The following is a 15,248-nucleotide window of genomic DNA, read 5'->3' on the forward strand; positions in this document are numbered from 1 at the left end:
TATGAACGAATTAAATGGTAATCAGAAAGCAATTCATATTTTCGAGAATTTAAGCCCCTATTTTCAAGGCTTGGGAGACCCGATTCGCCAGCAAATCGTTGCGCTGCTGATCGACAAAGAGAGTATGAATGTGACACAAATTGCAGAACATATTCCGATGTCACGGCCTACCGTCTCTCATCACCTCAAAATATTACGGCAAGCAGGGCTGCTTACGGTTCAGAAGAAGGGCACGGAGATGTTCTACAGACTTGAATTTAACGAAGCGATAGCACTTATGAAACAGCTTGTCCATTTTGTCGAAGAGGAATGTCAGTACTAGTGCCCTTAACCTGACTAGCACATGTCATTCCAATTTTTTAAAACTTTATGTCGAATAAATTAAACATTTAAACATTTAACCGGAGGCTGATAATATGAACAGGAAACGGCGCCGTAGGCAGGCAGATTGCGCAAATATTACTTGATCGGCACCCCGATCTGGATATTGCGCTGGGAGGAAGGTCACCTGAGAAAGCGGCACCTTTCGAGTCCGAACGAGTCCAGACAGTCGTAATTGATAATAATGCGGATGATCCGCTGCTTAATACAGACGACAATGTATCGCTGATCATTAACTCCGTCAACGATCTGCAGGATCGGCTGCTTCTGTCTGCAGTTAGAAGAAAAATCCCACTCATCGACCTTACTCGCTGGACAGAGATATTCCAACAATCGGTCAGCAAATTGGAGAACATAGAGCTGTCTGCTCCTGTCGTGCTGTCCTCGGGATGGATGGCGGGAACTGCTTCACTGTTCGCCATGCTGCATTCGGCCTCTCTTCAGAACGTCTCCATCAATCTTCATGCGTTATACTCGTTGAATGACAAGGCAGGACCCGATTCTGCGGCGTACATGGATCGTATGACCATACCATTCCAGATTACGGAACCGGAGGGGCCGCGTCTTGTATTCCCGATGACCGACCCTGTCAAAGTCCAATTTCCAGACGGATATACAGCAAAATGTTATCGGCTTGACACCCCGGATCATGTGACCTTGCCAAAAGCTGACCATGTTGACTCAGCCAGCTTCCGCATCTCCTTCGATAGTAAAGCATCCACATACGCGCTTGTCGGACTGGTCAAAAGCGGAATATGGAAGCTGATCAGCGGGGAGCGATTCCGTTCGCTTAGACGAAGTCTGCTCTACAATCCGGGCACTGGCAGCGCACATCACATCCTTATTCATCTAAAGGGCCGTGATCATGAGGGGCACTGGGTTGAACGGAGAATCGCGATTTCTGATCCGCTTGGTCAGACTCATCTTACCGCCTTGGGTGCTGCTGTCCAGGCAGAAAAGCTACTGCAGGCATCCGAAGATGAACCACTGGCTCCAGGCATTTATTATCCGGAAGATCTGCCTGATGCGCGAATGGACGCCTCTGCAATCATCAACTTTTTCAAACAATATGGGGTTCTTATATCTAATAATTAATGTTCCGAAGAAATCGAATGAAGGCTGGAGACGGCTTTAATACCAGTGTTTGGGAATATATGTTTCTTATCATAAAGATTCTGGGTAATACCTAGAATTGTGTTTGTCTACATATCAATTGATTACAGAACAGGAGAATTAAGATGGAGAACCAAAACCCGGATACTTACCGCTTTCAGGTCAACCTAAGCGGTATGATCAACATTTTGTCTAACCATTTGTATAGCAGCCCGAAGGTATTCTTAAGAGAGCTGCTCCAGAATGGCATAGACGCGATTACTGCAAGACAGGCCTATTCGCCTATAGGATACGAAGGCAAGATTCATGTCGAGGTAAGCGGGAGCTCTACCGGGGCGACCTTACTGGTGGAAGATAACGGAATCGGGTTAAACGAAGCAGAGATTCATGAGTTTCTGGCCATGATCGGACAATCCTCCAAGCGGGGCGAAGACTTTCTCTCCACCAACACCTCTTTTATCGGCCGGTTTGGCATCGGGCTGTTGTCTTGCTTCATGGTGAGTGACGATATCGTCATGGTTACCCAATCGGCCAAGGGCGGCCCTGCACTGGAATGGCGCGGGAAGCCTGACGGCACTTATACGATCCGCAAGCTCGAAGGGCAACATGCTCCGGGCACCAAGGTTTTTTTGCGTTGTAAGGAAGGCTCTGAAGCTTACTTCGAGGAAAGCAATCTGCAGGAAGGGCTGTTCCATTACGGCGCTCTGCTGCCTTATCCTATCCAACTGGTGTCGGACCGCAACACCCGTCTGATTAATCCGCTGACTCCGCCGTGGATCAAAGATCCGCAGCTGGCCCGGAAGCATCGTGACGAGGTGCTGGCCTTCGGCAAGCAGGTGCTGGGGGAGACGTTCCGCGATTTCATTCCCCTGCACACCGCCTCGGGCCGGACGGGAGGCATCGCCTTCATTCTGCCGCATGCGGTGAATCTGAACGCCAAACGCAATCACCGGGTATACCTGAAGCACATGCTGGTCTCCGAAGCTGCCAGCAATATCCTGCCGGACTGGGCGTTCTTCGTGAAATGTATGATCTGGACCGATGAGCTGCAGCCCACTGCTTCCCGGGAGCATTTCTACGAGAATGCCCAGCTGGAGCAGGTGCGGGAAGAGCTGGGGAATGCCATTCGTCAGGAATTAATGCGGATGGCCGAGTATGACCCGGACCGCCTGCAATCGATCATTTCACTGCATGCCTTATCCATGAAGGCTCTGGCAGTGGAAGATTCATCTTTCTATTCTATCATTCACGAGTGGTTGCCGTTTGAGAGCACATATGGCAGAAAGACGCTTGGCGAGCTGAAGCAGCAGCCTCCCCTGTACTTCACGGCCACGCTGGACGAATACCGCCAGATTACCCACGTGGCTTCGGCCCAATCCATGCTGGTGGTGAACGGCGGGTATATCTATGATGCCGAGCTGCTGTCCCAGCTTCCGCTCATTGACCCGGATGTGCAGACGGAACGGCTGCTGCCGGAGGAGGTGTCGTTATCCTTTACAGACATTACCCCTCAAGAGCGTCTGGACTACTATGAATCTGTAAGACTCGCAGACAGTGTCCTGCAGAAATTCCGCTGCCAGGTGCAGCTGCGCCGCTTCAAGCCTGAGGAGATTCCGGTGCTCTACACGCTGTCTGAGGAGTCCGCCCAGTGGCGTGTAATGGAAGCGACCAAAGAAGTGAGCACCGATGCCCTGGCCTCCGTGCTGGGCAGCCTGGGCGCTTCCCTTAAGGAGACGGCATACGCCACACTCTACTTCAACCTGAATAACCCTGTCATTGAGAAGGTGTTCCATCAGGGGAATCAGGCCACGCTGCCTTCTATTGTGGAGATGCTGTACTGCAATGCGCTATTGATGGGACATTATCCGATGAACCGCCAGGAGATGGCGCTCCTGAACCAGGGCATTATTCAATTTATTGATTGGGGATTGACCGCCAATCAGGCCACAGGAGGAGAGAAATAGATGAACCTTACCGAGATGGATTTCGACGATTTGATGGAAGAAGCCTATGGCCTGCCGGGAGGCAAGGCCAAGCTGGAATTGCTGGAGCAGGCGGTACGGGTGGCCGACGCCGCAGGAGATATCGACCAGGGTTATGAGGCCCGCAGCGAAATCGTAGAGCTGGGCAGCTTCCACGGGTATCCGATGAAGGCGCTGGTCGCCTTCTCGTGGCAGCTGGGACAGTATGACAAGAACCCGGGCCGGTTCGATGATTACAGTCTGATGTGGTCGTACAAGTGGGTGCTGGACCGCATTACTGCTTTTGCAGATATCAGCCGCACTCAGATTGAGAACCTGCTGGAGGATATGAAGACCCGCTACGAAGCCGAAGGCTACAGCAGCCGGACCTATCACTATTACCGGGCGAATATTCTCGAAGATTTCGGGGAGCTGGACGCTTCGCAGGCTGAATGGGCGATTGTCCAGACCATGGAGCGGGATGAGATGAGCGATTGTGAGGCTTGTGAGCAGCATGGGCTGGTAGAGTTCCTATCGAAGCAGGGAGACGACGAAGCAACCGTAAAGGCAGCCGAGCCGATTCTCAAGGGCCGGATGACCTGCGGTGAGGTCCCGCATGTGACCATTACGAAGGTGCTGTTCCCTCTCCTGCGGCTGGGCCGCCAAGCGGAAGCGGATAAGCTTCAGAAGAAAGGCTATAAGCTGGTCAAAGGAAACCGCGACTTCCTGCATCATCAGGGAGAGCATATTGGTTACCTGACCCTGACCGATCCAATCAAAGCGCTGGAGGTCTTCGAAGAATATATCGCCTCCTCACTCGATCATGAGAACCCGGCCGATCAGATGATCTTCAATGCCTACTCCGCCAAAATGTTCCGCCGTCTGGCGGAAGAATCCATCCGCTTCCAGGTCAAGCTTCCAGCCGGGCACCCGTGTGAGCGCCAGTCCGAAGACGTCGCTTCGCTTGCGAAGTATTTCCAGAAGTTAGCCCTCGGTACAGCGGAGAAGCTGGATAAGCGGAATGGCAACGGCTATTATACTGAGCTGATCGAGAAGCTGTAATCCTGCGTTCTGATGGCTGTCTGAAAAGACAAGCGTAAATAAGAGCAGCTCCCGTAATGGGGGCTGCTCTTTACACATTGTAAATACGTATTTACGTCAAAATATCTCCAAAATAAGGTAATTACAGAACGTTTGATATGTTATACTGATTGAGCAATAGAATAGGCTTAAAAGGGCCGGTCGGCTACCTCTCTCAGAAGGGAGGGATGCCTTGTGACAGTGTTTGAAGCAATCATGCTGATGCTAACCTTTGGTTTGCTTATCGTAGCGCTGCTGTCCAATACACACAAATAGACCGCCCCCCTGCAAAGGTATGCGGTCTATTTGTCGTATCCTATTTGCCTGAGGCCTACCGCCCTTGAAAGCGGCTATTGCTCTAGAGAGTCGTGTTAGCGCACGGCTCTCTTAGTATTGTACGCCCGTTCTGCTTCTACTATACCACAGGTGTTAACGCATGTTAACAGTGGTTAACAAATTTTAACACCTTTTCACGTAGCGAATCCCTTACTTATTATACAACCTATAAAGGAATACAGCTGCTTCTGCTCTAGTGGTGTTGCCAGCCGGATTGACCTTGTTGCCGCTGCCTTCGATGAGCCCTTCCTTCACCATGGCGGCTACGCTGTTCACCGCATAGGAAGCCACTTTGGACTTGTCGGAGAATCTCTCCAGATCCGCAGCCGTCCCCTGGCTATTCAGCTTCTTCTCCAGCTTCAGGGCTCTCTCGGTCAACACCATCATGTCTTGTCTGGTGATCTTAAGAGCGCTGCCGAAGCTGCCGTTGTCCAGGCCATTCGTAATCCCAAGCGCTTTGGCCATTCCAATCTCATTATAGTAGTAAGCATTCTCCTGTACATCGCTGAAGTTTCCATTGACCTTCGCAGTCAAGCCAAGTGCCCTGACGAGGGAGTACAGGAAATCTGCTCTGGTGATCTCGGTTGACGGATGGAATTCACCGCCCTCAGTCTTGAGAATATCCTTGGATGCAAGGACTTCGACCGCGTTCTTCGCCCATGCTGCCTTTCCGAGATCTGTGAATGTCTTGGATACATAAGCTACTGCGAAATCGCCGAGATGAGTAGTTGTGAAGGTTACCTTACCGGTCTTGGAATCATAACGTCCGCTCGGTACGGTCATAACCTTTCCGTTGCCGTCAATGTACCGGATAACTATCATTTCAGGATTCTTCAATTCATCCGCAGTTGGCTGGTAAGGCACGGATACGGTTACAGGTACACCAGGATTGCTCCAGGCCGTTTCTTTTCCGTCCGTCTTAAGGCTAAGCTGAATGATCGGTCTATCGCCTAGAGCCGCCTTTACTTCCGCCGGGAGCCCCGACTTGTCGCCTTTTCCAATCTCCAGTGATACTTCCTTGCCACTACTTTCAGGTGTGCCTGTCAGCATATTACCGGAAATAACGACCTGACCGAATTCGGTGGAGATGGTCAGTTTGTTATCCTTGGTTCCGCCGGCCAGTGCTGCGGCAGGCAAGCCTACCGAGTATGATTTCACTCCTTGCACGGCAGGGATGTCCAGCGTTACATTTTTCCCAATGAACTCCTTTGCTTGTGCCAGATCTGCTACCTTAACCATTGCGGTTCCATTGTTCACTGTCGCCTGCATGGTTATTGTCTGACCCTGTACCACTGGAGCGGAAGGGGCAGGCGTTGCAGATGCAACAGGTGCAGACGTTGAATAGGTTCCACCAGGTGCAGGCGTTGCAGGTGCTGGTGTTGCTGGTTCAGGTGTTGCAGATGGTGTTCCTGGTTTCGGAGTGGACGGAGTCTCCGTCTTGCTGTTGGTTACTTTCAGGGTATACGTCTTGACCCTGCCGTCTGCCCCTGTGACCTCAATCTTTATATCTGTTTTGATGCCAGGTGTCAGCGCTATAGCTTCGGAAGCTGTACCGCTGGCAACCGCCTTATCGTTCACTTTAAGGGTTGACCTGCTGTCTGCCGCTGCTGCTGTCACAGTAATGCTGCCGGCATCCTTCAGGGACACCTCGTATTCTGTGGTTGCTGCGTTGAATACAGGCTCGAGTGTTCCCGCACTTAGTGTCAGGCTGCTGAGGTCTGCATTCACACTATTAGGTGTATAGACTCCAAGATCGCCAAGGTCGATTTTATTATTCTGAATAGTCTGATATTCGCCTGCAAAGTAATCATCCAGATACGAATGTCCCAGAATGAACCGGTCCGGCTTCATAGCACCATAGTAACCGGCATTTGCATTACTTTGGCCGTCAAACAGGACATAGCTTCCCTGCCATCCGGAACCGGTTACGCCCCAGCTGATGATGTGATCAATATACGGGGCGAACTTGTTAAACATTTTGTAGAGCAGTGCGTACTGATAACCAAGGGCGTCCGACTGTCTGACATTAAGCGCTGCTGGAGCGGTTGCGCCTCCTCCAGGAGCATCGGTAGGTACCTTAAGGTCAAGCTCTGAATAGGTAATACCCGACAACAGACCACGGTCAACGAGTGAGGCATAAAGGGCCATCGCATATTGGTTGTCGCTGGCAAGGGTCTTACCCACCGCGTCATGTCCCTGGATCCCGATGTCTTCGATCAGGGGTCTTCCGTCATACAGCGGATCAGAGCGCCATGCGGTATTTAATTCAAGAACCATGTTATATACGGTTCTAGCTTTACTACGGGTGGCAACCCCGTAATCGTTGTAGGTCAGCTTCGGAGGATTGTCAACGATGTAACTGTCAATGCTGCCTTTAGTATCGTGTCCATCCAGCTTCATGTACTCTGGAAGGTTAGCGTAATTGGCTTTGTAAGCTTCCGCCATCTTGGCGTTGGGGGCCGCGATGTGCGCGTTCTTGAACAGCAGATAGATGTAATGGCTGGTGATATCGCCGCCAATCTCATCATCTGACATGGCAACAAGCCAGTTGGTATGCTTCAGGCTCGTTCTCCAGCTGTTCGGATCCTCAAGGATAAGCTCGCTGTGGCGGCTCTCGTGTACCTCTTCGTTGAGTACATCCCAGGAATTGAAGGGAATGACGCCACGGGATTCGCTGGAGCCGTACTTCGTATCTGTGGTCAGAAAATGCCGCATCACATACATCGTATGGTTGAACTGCACTCTTCTCGCCATTTCTTTGTCTACCTTAACCGTGGTTGTGACACCATTGCCAAGTCCGTAGAAATCGGCCCCCCCAGTATACCCGGAGGACAGGTTCGCAGGAATAATCTGTGTCATCCATCCCGGAGCCTGGTTGTACCATGCCAGAACATGGCCGTGCGACTTGTACTGTCCGGGAGTTCCGGAATCCCTAATCGCCTGATAAGAGTTAGTCGGGAAGCTGTATTCCGCTAAGCCAGGGGCAGTGGTTGCGCCGTTCATGGCCTCGCCGTTCACGTTCTTCAGCCATTCCGGGCCACGGGGATGCGTACCATCGGCCTTCAGATTGTTGCCGTCAACGAAGATCTCATAGTGATTGGCTCTGGTTCCGTTTACGGGTCCGGTGCCGATCGCGCCGACCATGAACAGGCCATTCTCCTTATTGTACAGACTCTTTAGAGGCGCTACGACACTCTGGTGTTCCTTATTGACTACGCTCGGAAGCGCAACACCCTTCGGATCAGGTGCGGTAATCTCAATGTTAGAGACTAGCAGCATACCGGTTTCTTCAGGACGGGCATTCTCCCCATGAAGCTCAAGAATGAAGTTCGAGGAATTGCCCGTTGAGGCGGTAATACTGTGATGCGCCTTCAGCCAGGATTCGCCGTTGTAGCTGCCCACCCAGTCAGGATTCAAGTTGTTATACTGGTATTCCCTGAGGTAGCTGTCGAGGTTATCGCTGCTATTTCTGACTCTCCATCTCATGAATTTGCCTTGCGCACTCTTGGGATAGTATACATCGAATTCAATCGTTGATCCCGCTGTGACATTGACGGCAGGGGACAACGGGGATTCCAGACTGATGCCGCCGAAGGTGCTTTTGCCGTTATGGGCGTAATTAATCTGAAGCACTTCCGCTTTCCCTTGGGCATCTGCAAAAGGATATGCGATCGTCTTGAATGTCCCACCGGCAAAGTCGGCCGGGACACGGTTATCCAGCGGAGTTCTTGCCTTCCAGGCATTCGTAGGCGCGGTAACTTTTACAGGAACCTTACCCGGACCAGGATCAAGCCGGAAATAGGGATCAGAGCCGTCTGATTTGATATTTGCAGTGAAATTCATTATGGCTTCTTTCAGCGTTGCAATAGCTTCGCCCGCCGGAGTGTTCGCATTACGCGCAAGCTCAAGCGCATCATTAAGAGCTTGGAGTTCGTCTACATGCACCCAGGGCAAAGCCCGGTTCACATCAGAACCGTAGACGGAACCATAGACAGACTGGCTGACTTGGAGCGGGAACTCCGCATTGCCGGTTTTTAGAGCTTCGGCTTGCGCAATGAGGTCGCTCAGTTCAACGGACGGTTCCTCTCCAGCCGCAGCAGCCGGGACGGGAGTATACGTGAAGATGGAGAACAACATGATGAGTACGAGAAGGCGGGAGATGCTGACTACATATTTTCTACTGTTCATCTAAGTTTGACTCCTTTTCTTATGGAGATTCTTACCCTTGGTTACGCCAAGTCTGGCTTGACAGTCAATCCCGCACCTCCCTCTGAACCTAATGGCAGACAATGTTTGTAAACGCATTCACGAAAGCGGATGATTAGGCTGTAACAGCTTTCATATTAGCAACTGGAAGGGAAAGTCTAAATACGGGAAATGCACGAATGATTTTAATATATTACGAAAATAGACACACTTCTCAGCTCACCCTGCCAGAATAAAGGAGAATATGGTGTGGGAATGGAATATAGGGCAAAAGCAAAAAGACCGCCCCCTCTCGCAAAGGTATGCGGTCTATCTGATACTCTACCCGGTTAACTGACTCACATTGTTGGTTCAGCTTCACACTCTTGCAGCCTCTAACATTAAATAAAATTGATGATGAAAATGCACTTCATTCGTATATATTTTTGTAAATAAACCCATGCACTTATCTATGATTTCCCCAGTGAACGTTTGGGACACGATGGCTTTATTCGAATAGAACCTTACTGCCTTCCAGTCATTAATAATTTGGTCCAGTAACGGGTCAAGCGTATCTTTGGCATTGATAGGATCAAGGTTGTATTTATAGAGGGTATTTAACCTGTATTTCTCAGAACATTTTCTATAAATAGTACTGCTTAGTGTTTCTATAATCGTTTCATTGGTTAGAATGAGCTCGAAATGTTCTGCCAACAACAATATATTATTCAGACCGTCCGTGATTTCATGTTGATACCTGAACATATTCTCCACATATTTATGGATGTTGGTGTGTGCTGACTTCTTATGGTTCGAGCTCTCATGATCACCGGGGGACACTAGTGCATATTCCCAAAAGTAGTCTGGCATCTTTACGTGTTCCGGAGTCAGGCAGGACAATTTAAATTCTGAAAAGGGTAAAGAATATTGTCTGTATTCTGTAATATCATCAACCGTATATATTTCCCCGTTCGTAAGATTGAAGCCATAGACAAAAACAGGATGCAGTCCATGTTTTTTGTTATAGTAGAAGTCTCTCCCGCGTTGATAAAATAAATCAATAAAAATGGAAATCGGATGACCATTAGAAATAGAGTTTATGATTTCATCTTGTAAAGTATCTAATGCCGGAGATTTTCTGCGAATAGAGATGCCCATTTCCTCAAGGATCTGATCTCCCTCCTCGAGCTCCATCACCTCTAACTTGAAATATCCTCTTGTTTGTATTCTTTGTTCATTAAATCTATAAATACTAATGACATTATTCAAAATCGGCAGCTCATCTTTTTCGAAATAATTGGCAAGCGTTAATAACAAATTGTAGTCGCAACTAAAGTATGGAAAATTATGATGAGGAAACATTTTGGTCATGCCGTCGAAGGGGTGAAAGGTGTCCAGGGAAACAATTTCATCCATAAAATATTTCTCCTATACTAAAATTATTGGAAATATTACGGCTATATTACCTGCATTTGATTCAACGCGTACACATTATAGTAATTTGGGATATTCAAGTCTTCGTAGTAATCGATCGAGACCTTGAAGCCGTTGGTCCGGAAGATGTTCTTAAGCCTGCTGATCTGTTCTCCGTCCAGTCCGTGTACCTCCATTACAATTTGCCTGATTTTGCCCCAATCCTCCGGAGCGATGCCTTCCAGCACCTCAAATTCACTTTTTTCCACGTCGATTTTGAGCAGATCAATCGGGTTCAGAGCGTAATGGCGGATCATTTCAGAGATCGTAGTTAGCTTGCACCGATAGATTTGTTCATTCAGAAGCCTTGGCGACATCAGATGATCGACAAACCGGTTTAGCATGCGCGGGTCGGCGAAGTCATCTCTGTAATGGTTGATTAACCCGTACCGGAGATCCTGATCGTGGTTCTCCCGGTATTTGACCTGGACAGAATCCGTGGACATTGTAGGAAAATAGGCAAACTCCGCTTCCTTGATCTCATTGGACAGCCCGACGTTAACCGTCGTTACGCGAGGCAGTGAGCCCGTATTCATCTTCAAGAGCTCAAACGTCGGCGGCAGCGGCTCAAAGGCATATACCCTGCAGTTGCTCTTGCTGCTGACATATAGGGTGAACATGCCGATATTAGCCCCGACATCCATGACCGTGCCATGATCCGGGAGCATAATCCCATGCTTGAAATACATTTCCTTACGGAAAATCTCGTTGTAAAGGAACTCAGTCTCGCCTTCGTTGTTCTGATAGATTTCGATCCCGTTGTGCAGCTGCTTCTTGGTAGTGTCTGTCTGCGGCGAAAAGCTCTTGCGCCCCATCCTGCTCACCCGCTTCACCTTCTCTCCAATTTGTTCTTTTGGCATTTCTCTAACTGCTGGCGCTCTCATAGTGTCTGACGGCCAGCTTCCAGAACAGCCTGACCACTAGAAGCGATAGAACTGGAGCTACAAAAATCCATATCCCAAGGAAGAAGTCCAAGCGGTCGATCAAATAAACCGACGGCATGTTGGTGATAAACAGGATAGGCACGACATACAGTCCTATTCTCCGCAGCCATTTGGGGTATATGTACATCGGCATATTATTCAAATCCCAGCATTTATCCAGTATGTCGAAGATCGCACCGGACTTCACCGTCCAGAAGGCGAGAATCTGCGGAAGCAGAAGCACCGAGTAGGTCACGATCGTGCTGCTCAAGATCACGCCGATATATCCGGCCAAGTGGATGAAGCTTGGTTCGATGCCAAGCCGCTGCCAGGCTATTACGATCATCGTAATCCCGGCGATCAGGTTCGGAATCGGAAACGCGAAGTTCACGTTCCGGAATGAAATCATGAACTGCAGCGATAGCGGCTTCGTCATATACAAGTCCAGCGTCCCGTTGCGGATATGGCCGGCGAATCTATAAAAGTTATCCATAAACAATCCTGTATAGATGGCAATCATAATCGTATAGGTCCCGGTGAAAATCATCATCTGGTCAGGAGAAATTCCATTAATTTCGATCCCCAGCTGGTAAACGAAGATGATATAGATCAGCTTGGTGAACAGAAATACCGTCTCCATGATCAAACCGGAGTAGAAATTCGCTTTGTATTCCATGTAACCGACCAGGCTGTTCTTGGCGAAAATAAAAAACATACGTACATGCTTCCGAATCTCAGACAAGCTGATACTCACAGATCTAACCTCCAACGGCTACATATTTCTTCATCCCGGAATCCCAAGACAACTTGGCAATGATCATAAGCACAATGACCCAAACCGCCTGTAAGAGGAGCCCGATAACGATCTCATGAACCGCCAAGCTCCCGTTGATGATCTTCACCGGGAAGAATACGACATACTGAAACGGTAAATAGCTGGAGATTCTGGCAAACGTATCTCCGAAAATATTAAGCGGAAAGATGGCGCCGCTGAGCAGATAGACGCCTTGGTTGAACGCAATAAAAACGCCCCAAACCTCAGTAATGATGAACGCAAGCGCACTAATCGAGTAAAAAAGCAGAAAGTTGATGAGCAGTCCGAACAGAATACTGACCAGGAACATCACGATCTGTCCCGCTCTAAGCTGAAACTCCCAAATCTGAGTAAACACGGTCATCAGGATGACGAATAAGACAAGGACGACCACGGTCTGAACCGTTTTCCCGCCGAAGAAGTTGCATATCCGATAGCTGAAATAATGAATGGGCTGAGCGATAAATTTGCTTAGCCCACCCGTCTTGATATCATTCGCGATCTCCCCTTCGAAGCCGGCAGATACCAGCTTGGAGACGACGCCGGACAACACGGAATATATGATGATCTGCGAATACGTATAGCCGTTAATAATCTCTTGGGGCGAACTGCGGAACACGGCTGTCCAGAGGAAGCATTGGACAAGTATGATAAAGCCTCCGCTGATAATACTCATCAGGAAATCGGTCCGGTACTCCATCGCATTCTGAAGCGCAAGGATATACGTCCTTTTATACTTTTGCAAGGCTTTCATGTCTGACCCCATCTTTCTGATATAAGCTTTCGATGCCCCGCTCGACAGGTATATCTTCAACTGTGAAATCAAGGATCGGGAACCGGTCCAGCATCATCTTGGAGAGTCGCTGGAGGTCTTGCTTATCGATCTCCATGACGGCATTCAGGCCATCATGTTGAGTAATAGCGCCATAGTCGCTCAGCGCTTGCCTCGGTACTTCGTCCGTAAATTGCAGCTTGATAATCTTTTTGGCATGGAACAGCTCGTTCACACGCCGGAGATCGCCGTCGTATACGATCTTCCCTTGATTGATGATGATCGTTCGTTTGCACAGATCCTCAATATCCGCCATGTAGTGGCTTGTCAGAATGACCGTCGCCTTCGTCTGCTGGTTATAATACTTCAGGAACTCCCGGATGCGCTTCTGCGAAATCAGATCGAGTCCGATTGTAGGCTCATCCAGGAATATCACCTTGGGCCGGTGGATAAGCGACGCAATAAGCTCCATCTTCATCCGTTCCCCCAGCGAAAGCCTCCGCACCTGAATGTTGAGCAGGTCTTTAACGTCAAGCATCTCCGTAAGCTCATCCAGGACAAGGTTGTAGGGCTTATCCTCGACCTCATAGATGCATTTATTCAGGTACAACGATTCGTTCGCCGGTAAATCCCACCACAACTGCGATTTCTGCCCCATCACGATCGAGAACTGCATCTTGAATTCTTTCTTTCGTTCCCAAGGGACATAACCTAATACCGTCGCCTGCCCGCTTGTCGGATACAAGATGCCGGACAGCATCTTGAGTGTAGTCGTTTTGCCGGAGCCGTTCGGGCCCAAGAATCCGACCATCTCACCTTGCTCGATCACAAGTGATATTTCGCTAACCGCTTCTTTGATCAATGATTTCCGCTTCACTAGATTTTTGAGCGATTTTTTGAGCCCCAATTCTTTTTCGTAATACTTGAAGCTTTTGGACAATCCTTCCATCTGTATAATGCTCACTGGCGCACCTCATTTAGGTTGAATTAGAGTAGTTAAACACCGTGCAAATGCAAGACACTGCACTTGGAACATGCCGGCGTCAGCCGTTCGTCCATCATCTCCCTTATCCTTCTGTAAGTCATGCTATGCCATAATTCCTGTACAGACGCTTCATGTAATTTGCCGATCTCGAACTCCTTGAAGAATTTGCACGCGATAATGGTTCCATCGGGCGTAATGTCCATCCGGTTCGAAAGCGCCAGGCACTTCTTGTTCATCGTGCCTTTGCCCTCCACCTCTTTGCCGAGCACGAAATCTTCGATCTGGTCATGATCCAGATTCGGCTGGTAGCGCAAACGCATTTTCCAGACCCGATGATTCACCCGGTCCAACTCGCTCATGAGAGCAGGAATACGCTCCGGATCGAGCTTATAGTTGAAGGCGTGCCAGCTTCGTTCACCCTTGTGTTCGCTCGCCGGAAGGAAGTGGAACTTCTGGTCGAAGTAATCGTCCATTCCCTGCGTGCATTCATCCGAGATGTACCACGGGAAGCAGACGATGACCAGATCAACGCCGACGCCCTCCAGAAAGTCCAGCAGATCGTACAGCTTGCCGGTCATACCATCGTTTACGACAGTATGGATCGAAATTTTGCCCCTGAACCGGTTCTCCTTGCGCAGCTCGACCAGCTTCCGGATGGCATCTATCGCCTTATTAAATACCCCATTGCCGCGAAGCGCATCATTCTCTTCTTCGAATCCATCCAGTGCAATGAGCAGCTCCAGGTTGTCGGAGATTCTCTGCAAGGCGTCCAGCTTTCGCTCGATCAGCATCGCATTCGTGCAGATTGTCGTCTCCCGGGGATGGGCTTCAAGCAAGTCGGCCAAACGGTCGAAGTGGCTGTATACGAGCGGCTCGCCGCCCCAGATATAGAGTCTCGACTTGGCGGGTTCCGTCTCAAGGATCAGCTTCTCCAGCAGCCCGTAGTCGAGCTGTTCCCGCTGCTGCTCCGGTGTCATGAAGTGATGGTAGCCGGTGTCGTTCCATTGATAGCAATGCTTGCAGCGCAAGTTGCATTGATTCGTCAGTTTAATCCCGACCGACTCCGGCAACGGTGTCGCGTAACCCGCTATTTTCTCCATATTCCGCTTGGTTTCGACCGTATTCCTGATGGTACGTTTCAATATTTGCAAATCCTTTGCGGAATGTTTAATCTCAGATTTCGGATTCATATCAACACACCCTTCTTAAACGTAATAGGTTATTC

The 15,248-nt window shown here is 49.4% G+C and carries 12 protein-coding genes; 5 read left to right on the forward strand and 7 right to left on the reverse strand.

Translation table 11 applies throughout. From position 1 onward, the window contains the following. The first annotated feature begins 1 nt into the window (after window position 1). The 5 genes from MKY96_RS25255 (at window position 2) to MKY96_RS34005 (ending at window position 4,811) form a co-directional block, all read left to right on the forward strand. The gene (locus MKY96_RS25255) at window positions 2–322 is read left to right on the forward strand and encodes an ArsR/SmtB family transcription factor (RefSeq protein ID WP_340944289.1); all 321 of its coding nucleotides are present in this window, start codon (window positions 2–4) and stop codon (window positions 320–322) included. Between the two features lie 125 nt (window positions 323–447). Then, window positions 448–1,476 (forward strand): saccharopine dehydrogenase, encoded by a 1,029-nt coding sequence (locus MKY96_RS25260; RefSeq protein ID WP_340944776.1) that lies wholly within the window; start codon window positions 448–450, stop codon window positions 1,474–1,476. Window positions 1,477–1,619: 143 nt separating this feature from the next. After that, window positions 1,620–3,458: an HSP90 family protein gene (locus tag MKY96_RS25265; RefSeq protein WP_340944291.1), complete on the forward strand. Its 1,839-nt coding sequence runs from the start codon at window positions 1,620–1,622 to the stop codon at window positions 3,456–3,458. Next, a complete protein-coding gene (locus MKY96_RS25270; RefSeq protein ID WP_340944293.1) occupies window positions 3,459–4,517 on the forward strand; it encodes a hypothetical protein in 1,059 nt (352 codons plus the stop codon). 219 nt (window positions 4,518–4,736) lie between these two features. Next, entirely contained in the window at window positions 4,737–4,811 is a 75-nt protein-coding gene (locus MKY96_RS34005; RefSeq protein WP_442792678.1) for a putative holin-like toxin, read from the forward strand. 210 nt (window positions 4,812–5,021) lie between these two features. Here the strand turns inward: MKY96_RS34005 and MKY96_RS25275 are convergent, their stop codons facing one another. The 7 genes from MKY96_RS25275 to MKY96_RS25305 all read right to left on the reverse strand — a co-directional run bounded on the left by MKY96_RS25275 (window position 5,022) and on the right by MKY96_RS25305 (window position 15,165). After that, a complete protein-coding gene (locus tag MKY96_RS25275; protein ID WP_340944296.1) occupies window positions 5,022–9,059 on the reverse strand; it encodes an S-layer homology domain-containing protein in 4,038 nt (1,345 codons plus the stop codon). A 375-nt stretch (window positions 9,060–9,434) separates the two neighbouring features. Further along, complete coding sequence (locus tag MKY96_RS25280; protein ID WP_340944299.1) at window positions 9,435–10,472, reverse strand: hypothetical protein; 1,038 nt, start codon at window positions 10,470–10,472, stop codon at window positions 9,435–9,437. Window positions 10,473–10,513: 41 nt separating this feature from the next. After that, window positions 10,514–11,389, reverse strand: coding sequence for an FkbM family methyltransferase (locus MKY96_RS25285; protein WP_340944301.1), 876 nt, complete (start codon window positions 11,387–11,389; stop codon window positions 10,514–10,516). Between the two features lie 4 nt (window positions 11,390–11,393). Further along, window positions 11,394–12,206, reverse strand: coding sequence for an ABC transporter permease (locus tag MKY96_RS25290; RefSeq protein WP_340944303.1), 813 nt, complete (start codon window positions 12,204–12,206; stop codon window positions 11,394–11,396). 4 nt (window positions 12,207–12,210) lie between these two features. Further along, a complete protein-coding gene (locus MKY96_RS25295) occupies window positions 12,211–13,020 on the reverse strand; it encodes an ABC transporter permease (protein WP_340944305.1) in 810 nt (269 codons plus the stop codon). Continuing rightward, window positions 12,998–14,002, reverse strand: a complete 1,005-nt coding sequence (locus tag MKY96_RS25300) for an ABC transporter ATP-binding protein (RefSeq protein WP_340944306.1) — start codon at window positions 14,000–14,002, stop codon at window positions 12,998–13,000. Before MKY96_RS25300 ends, MKY96_RS25295 begins: the two co-directional genes overlap by 23 nt. Window positions 14,003–14,034: 32 nt before the next feature. Continuing rightward, a complete protein-coding gene (locus MKY96_RS25305; protein ID WP_340944307.1) occupies window positions 14,035–15,165 on the reverse strand; it encodes a radical SAM/SPASM domain-containing protein in 1,131 nt (376 codons plus the stop codon). Window positions 15,166–15,248: the final 83 nt, after the last annotated feature.

It is taken from the genome of Paenibacillus sp. FSL R7-0302 (assembly GCF_038006885.1).
Classification (GTDB): domain Bacteria; phylum Bacillota; class Bacilli; order Paenibacillales; family Paenibacillaceae; genus Paenibacillus_AQ.

Coding starts and splice junctions, on each gene's coding strand:
- MKY96_RS25270 (WP_340944293.1), top strand. CDS start 3,459: ATGAACCTTACCGAGATGGATTTCGACGATTTGATGGAAGAAGCCTAT.
- MKY96_RS25295 (WP_340944305.1), bottom strand. CDS start 13,020: ATGAAAGCCTTGCAAAAGTATAAAAGGACGTATATCCTTGCGCTTCAG.
- MKY96_RS25280 (WP_340944299.1), bottom strand. CDS start 10,472: ATGGATGAAATTGTTTCCCTGGACACCTTTCACCCCTTCGACGGCATG.
- MKY96_RS25275 (WP_340944296.1), bottom strand. CDS start 9,059: ATGAACAGTAGAAAATATGTAGTCAGCATCTCCCGCCTTCTCGTACTC.
- MKY96_RS25265 (WP_340944291.1), top strand. CDS start 1,620: ATGGAGAACCAAAACCCGGATACTTACCGCTTTCAGGTCAACCTAAGC.
- MKY96_RS25285 (WP_340944301.1), bottom strand. CDS start 11,389: ATGCCAAAAGAACAAATTGGAGAGAAGGTGAAGCGGGTGAGCAGGATG.
- MKY96_RS25255 (WP_340944289.1), top strand. CDS start 2: ATGAACGAATTAAATGGTAATCAGAAAGCAATTCATATTTTCGAGAAT.